The organism is Limnohabitans sp. (genome assembly GCF_044373035.1).
Taxonomy (GTDB): Bacteria; Pseudomonadota; Gammaproteobacteria; order Burkholderiales; family Burkholderiaceae_C; genus Limnohabitans_A.
The window spans coordinates 1-4,940 of the sequence record NZ_JBILQU010000149.1 but is presented as its reverse complement, the minus strand read 5'-3'; the positions used below and the strand labels follow the sequence as shown (position 1 = coordinate 4,940).

General features: G+C 63.6%; 7 protein-coding genes. 6 read left to right on the top strand and 1 reads right to left on the bottom strand.

From position 1 onward, the window contains the following. From ACIQ47_RS14650 to hemP, 6 genes are all read left to right on the top strand, one after another. Nucleotides 1-524: Fe2+-dependent dioxygenase (locus tag ACIQ47_RS14650; RefSeq protein WP_396438807.1), on the top strand; the 524-nt coding region annotated here is incomplete at its 5' end. A gap of 77 nt (nt 525-601) precedes the next feature. Further along, nucleotides 602-1,744, top strand: coding sequence for an alpha-hydroxy-acid oxidizing protein (locus ACIQ47_RS14645; RefSeq protein WP_396438806.1), 1,143 nt, complete (start codon nt 602-604; stop codon nt 1,742-1,744). A 7-nt stretch (nt 1,745-1,751) separates the two neighbouring features. Continuing rightward, nucleotides 1,752-2,519, top strand: coding sequence for an energy transducer TonB (locus tag ACIQ47_RS14640; RefSeq protein ID WP_396438805.1), 768 nt, complete (start codon nt 1,752-1,754; stop codon nt 2,517-2,519). Nucleotides 2,520-2,525: 6 nt separating this feature from the next. After that, on the top strand, nt 2,526-3,236 hold the full coding sequence (locus tag ACIQ47_RS14635) for a MotA/TolQ/ExbB proton channel family protein (RefSeq protein WP_396438804.1): 711 nt from the start codon (nt 2,526-2,528) through the stop codon (nt 3,234-3,236). Nucleotides 3,237-3,310: 74 nt separating this feature from the next. Then, complete coding sequence (locus ACIQ47_RS14630) at nt 3,311-3,724, top strand: ExbD/TolR family protein (RefSeq protein WP_396438803.1); 414 nt, start codon at nt 3,311-3,313, stop codon at nt 3,722-3,724. Beyond that, entirely contained in the window at nt 3,721-3,948 is a 228-nt protein-coding gene (hemP, locus tag ACIQ47_RS14625; protein WP_396438802.1) for a hemin uptake protein HemP, read from the top strand. The genes ACIQ47_RS14630 and hemP overlap by 4 nt, the downstream gene beginning before the upstream one ends. A gap of 74 nt (nt 3,949-4,022) precedes the next feature. Here hemP and ACIQ47_RS14620 read toward each other — a convergent pair whose 3' ends face one another. Further along, on the bottom strand, nt 4,023-4,790 hold the full coding sequence (locus ACIQ47_RS14620; RefSeq protein ID WP_396438801.1) for a hypothetical protein: 768 nt from the start codon (nt 4,788-4,790) through the stop codon (nt 4,023-4,025). Between the last annotated feature and the right edge of the window lie 150 nt (nt 4,791-4,940).

The following is a 4,940-nucleotide window of genomic DNA, read 5'->3' as shown; positions in this document are numbered from 1 at the left end:
CGCAGCAAATTCGGGCCTGGGTCCTGGCGGGGCTGGACCAATCGGCCGAGTTTTTCTCGGCTGCACTCCCGCTCAAAGTGTTCACGCCCCGCGTGAACCGTTACACCCCTAATTTTCCGCACTACGGGCTGCACATCGACAACGCGATTCGCCTGCGTGCCGATGGCGAGCGGGTGCGCACCGACCTGTCGTGTACCGTCTTTTTGAACGAACCGACTGACTACGAAGGCGGCGAACTGGTCGCGCAAGACCATGAAACCCACCACCGCGTCAAACTGCCCGCAGGCCACGCCGTGCTGTACCCCGGCCACACCCTGCACGAAGTCACGCCCGTCACGCGTGGCCAGCGCTTGGCCTGCTTTTTCTGGGTCGAAAGCATGGTGCGCTCGGACGAGCAGCGCCGCATTTTGTTTGATCTGGACATGAACCTGCTCAAGCTGCGCGAGCAACACGGCGAAACGCCCGAGACCACCGCGCTCACAGGTGTTTATCACAACCTGCTGCGCCAGTGGGCCAGCACCTGAACGCCGCTGGGCCGAGCTTCTGCCTTTCACCCCTCTCTTTCACCCCTGAATTTCACGCCCCCTGTTTTCGAGCCGCCATGCCCACCCCCATCGTCAACCTGCAAGACCACGAACGCGCCGCACAAGCGGTGCTGTCGGCGTCGGCCTGGGCGTATTTCAGCGGCGGTGCGGCGGACGAAATCACGCTGCGACGCAACCTGAGCGGCTGGCAGCAATGGGGCTTGGCCCCGCGTGTGCTGCAAGACCTGCGCGGCGGCCACACACGCTGCACATTGCTGGGCAAAACCTGGCCCTTCCCCTTGCTGGTCGCGCCCATGGCTTTTCAGCGCTGGGCCCATGCCGATGGCGAAGCGGGCATGGCCATGGCAGCGGCCGCCCAACGGTGCGGCATGGTGCTCAGCCACCAAACCAGCACGCCACTGCAAACCGTGGCACCACTGATGCTGGCCGAGCCCGACCGGGGGCCGCTGTGGTTTCAGCTCTACTGGCAAAGCGACAAAGCCTATTTGCAAGACCTGCTTCAACAGCTTGAGGCCGCAGGCTACGAAGCCTTGGTGCTCACCGTGGACGCCCCGGTACACGGCGTGCGCGACCGCGAACGCCGCGAAGGCATGCAACTGCCCCCAGGCGTGCGCGCTGTGCATTGGCCACAAGCAGCCACTCCAGTCACCGACGCCAGCGGCCTGTGCGCAGGCCTGGCCAACGCGGCCCCCACCTGGGCCGATGTGGCTTGGCTGCAAAGCATGACCCGACTGCCCATCTTGCTCAAAGGCATCACCCACCCGCAAGACGCCTTGCAAGCGGCTCGCCTGCAAGTGGCGGGCGTCATCGTGAGCAACCATGGCGGCCGCACGCTCGACACCCTGCCCGAAACCGCCCACCTGCTAGCCCCTATAGCTGCTGCCGTCCGCGGACACAACGCGGCCACACCACACACCCTGAACATCCTGGTGGACGGCGGCATCCGGCGCGGCACCGACATTTTCAAGGCCTTAGCGCTGGGGGCCGATGCGGTGCTGCTGGGCCGCCCCGCCCTGTTTGGCCTGGCCCATGCGGGGGCGCAAGGCGTGGCCCATGTGCTGCGCCTGTTGCGCGACGAATTTGAAATGACCCTGGCCCTGTGCGGCTGCGCCCATTTGCAGGACATCCATCCGGACCATCTTGCATCGCTGGAACAACACCACAACGCCCACGCCCATGGCGCACAAGGCCCGGCTTGAAATCACCATGACAACACTCGAAGCCCCACTCAACGCCTCACTGAGCGCCTCCCTCGAAGTGGCCCGCCGCCCCTTCCGCATCCACAACAGCCGCATCTGGCGCGTCGCTGGTGCCGTGCTGCTGGCCCACCTTGCCCTGTTGTGGGCGATGGGACAAGCTTGGTTGGAACAAGCATCCCCCATCGAAGAAGCCCAAGTCATCATGGCTTCGGTCATGGTGGAATCGCCCACCCCACCTGCACCACAACCCCAACCGCAGCCACAACCCAAGTCGGTGTCCCCCGCTGTGCCGCAGCCCCGGCCGACACCAGTCCCCACACCCTTGCCAACCGTCAGCAACCAGGCCGAAGCCAGCCCCTCCGCGCCTGTCGTGGTGCCTGTTATGGCACCTCTCGTGACACCTGTTGTTGCCGCTGCCAACAGCGCCCCCGCCACACCATCCGCTCCGGCCGCAGCCCCCAGCGCCAGTGCCAGCAAACCTGCGCCCCCCAGCCTGGTCCTCCCGTCCTCTGACGCCGACTACTTGAACAACCCAGCGCCGGCCTACCCCCGCATCAGCAAGCGCATGGGGGAGCAAGGCACCGTGATCGTGCGCGTGTTCATAGGCCTGCAAGGCACGGCCGAGCAAGCCGAAATCCGCACGTCCAGTGGCTACGACCGCCTGGACAAAGCGGCCCTCGACACCGTTCAACGCTGGCGCTATGTGCCCGGCAAACGCCACGGCAACCTCGAAGCCATGTGGTTCAACGTCCCTGTTCGTTTTGTTCTGGAGTAAAAAATCATGTCCGACTCTTTTGGCCTCTCACACATCTGGCTGCACGGCGATGCCGTCACCCGCGCCATCATGGCTTTGCTGATTGGCATGTCCATCGTCAGCTGGATCGTCATCGTGCTCAAGGCGCTCGACGTCTGGCGCTACAAACAGCAGGCGCTGGGCAGCGAAGCCTTCTGGCACAGCCACAGCCTGAGCGAAGGCCTGAACGTCTTGGGCTCCAAAGGCAACCTGTTCCACGACCTGGCCATCACAGGGCAAGAGGCCACCGACCACCACCAGGCCGCGCAAAAACAATTGCACGACCGCTTGGACGTGAGCGACTGGGTCACCCGCAGCCTGCGCAACGCCATTGACGACAGCACCGGCAAATTGCAAAACGGATTGGCGGTCCTCGCCTCCATCGGCTCGACCGCGCCTTTTGTGGGTTTGTTTGGCACCGTTTGGGGCATCTACCACGCGCTGGTGGCCATTGGGGCCACTGGCAACGCGGGCATCGACGCCGTGGCGGGCCCGATTGGTGAGACCCTGATCATGACGGCGTTGGGTTTGGCCGTGGCCATTCCGGCGGTGCTGGGCTACAACGCGCTGGTGCGTGGCAACAAATTCATCATCGCCCGCATGAACCGCTTTGCCCACGACCTGCACGCCTATTACGTGACCGGCACCCGCATCGCTCCGTCCTCGCAAGCGTCCAGCCTGACCCACAGCAGCCACTGAACGCCAACACCGCCCCCCATCACACCCCATGCCGGGGCTGAGCAGACACATGCACAGCCCCCAAGGAAAGCCCCATGTCCTTTGAAATCAGTGACAACGCCGATGACGTGATGAGCGAAATCAACATGACGCCTCTGGTGGACGTCATGCTGGTGCTCTTGATCATCTTCATCATCACCATCCCGGTGGTGCAGCACGCCGTGAAGGTGGAGCTGCCCCGCACCAGCAGCACCCGCGACAAGACGCCACCCGAAAACCTGCAATTGGCGGTGGACGCGCAAGGCCAGTTCTTTTTGGGCAAAACAGCGATCGCAGCCGATGCCCTCGAAGCCGTTTTGCAACTCGAAGCGGCCAAAGACCCGCAGCCCCAGCTGTACATTCGAGGCGACAAAAAAGTGCCTTATGAAAAAGTGGCTTTTGCCATGACCGCCGCACAACGCGCAGGCATGGCTAAAATCGGCTTTGTGACCGAAGGCCAAGCACCATGAGCAACAAGCCTGTGGCTACGCCCAACGGCTCCTTGCCGAACCAAGTACCTCGCCAACCAGAACAGCCATCGCCCTCAGCCACCAGCGCGTCTTACGCCAGAGCACCGCGCATGCTCGACAGCAGCGCGCTCATGGGTGATCAGGCCCTAGTGTTGATCCAGCACCAAGGCGAAATCTATCGACTGCAAACCACGCGGCAAGGCAAGTTGATTTTGACCAAGTGAGTGCTACGGCAAGACACAACATCACAACGGGACTTTGCGCCGCCAATCAGCAGCCCGTCGTGCTGTGCAAACGCTCACATGGCCCTTGACGATGCGTGCCCGGATTCCGTCTGCCCCCACGCACTGAGCGCCCCAAACCCCGACAGGGCCAAAGCCACACTGGCACCGCTGGGCACATCAAACATCCACGAAGCCAGCAGGCCAAAAGCGCTGGCCGCCATGGCCCCCAGCCCTGCCCCGACAGCAGACCAACCCGCGCGCTGCCACAGTGCGGGCGCGATCAAGGCTGCAAACACCACAAACAAACCCAGCACCGGCACGGCCAGGCTGGCCACCAGCGCAAAGCCCGGGTAAAACACCGCATCACGCTGCAGCCAACGGCGCGATGCAGCCACCGCCAAAGCGCATGCGGTCAAGACCATCACTTGGGGCCAGTCGGCCCACAGCACATCGGCCGCCAGCAACTGGCCCAGGCGCTCGCGGCCATGCGGGTCTTGCCCGGCACCCAGCAAAGCCATGCTGGCCCCCGAGACGTAAAGCAAACCAATCAGGGCTTCGCGCTGCTGCGGCCATAGGCGCGACAGCCAGGCCACGGCCGCCGCGCACGCCATGGCACCGGTGGTGGCCATGGCCTGGGTGGTCCAGACATTGGGGTGGTCTACCACTGCCGCCACCCACAAAGCTGCCGCAGCTGCCGCTTGCGCCACCGCCAGGTCGATGAACACCACGCCCCGCGCCAACACCTGCGTGCCCAGAGGTGCCAAGGCCATCAGGCCAATAGCCAGCGCAAGGGCAGGTGGCAGCCACCAAGGCAAGGCCGTCATCAAGTCGTCAAGTCTCATATGCCGTTCCAATGGATAGGTTCCAAGGCTGCGGTGCCGCTGCCCCACATGGACAAGACAAAAGACAGAACAATCATTTTCCAATGCCAACCCATGTGATGGATGACGGCATAAATCCGAGCGCTGTTCTGCTGACCACAGCGCCAGTCT

What these genes read in the sequence shown, in the direction of transcription:
- ACIQ47_RS14645 (WP_396438806.1), top strand. Translation starts at nt 602, where the DNA reads ATGCCCACCCCCATCGTCAACCTGCAAGACCACGAACGCGCCGCACAA.
- ACIQ47_RS14620 (WP_396438801.1), bottom strand. Translation starts at nt 4,790, where the DNA reads ATGAGACTTGACGACTTGATGACGGCCTTGCCTTGGTGGCTGCCACCT.
- hemP (WP_396438802.1), top strand. Translation starts at nt 3,721, where the DNA reads ATGAGCAACAAGCCTGTGGCTACGCCCAACGGCTCCTTGCCGAACCAA.
- ACIQ47_RS14630 (WP_396438803.1), top strand. Translation starts at nt 3,311, where the DNA reads ATGTCCTTTGAAATCAGTGACAACGCCGATGACGTGATGAGCGAAATC.
- ACIQ47_RS14635 (WP_396438804.1), top strand. Translation starts at nt 2,526, where the DNA reads ATGTCCGACTCTTTTGGCCTCTCACACATCTGGCTGCACGGCGATGCC.
- ACIQ47_RS14640 (WP_396438805.1), top strand. Translation starts at nt 1,752, where the DNA reads ATGACAACACTCGAAGCCCCACTCAACGCCTCACTGAGCGCCTCCCTC.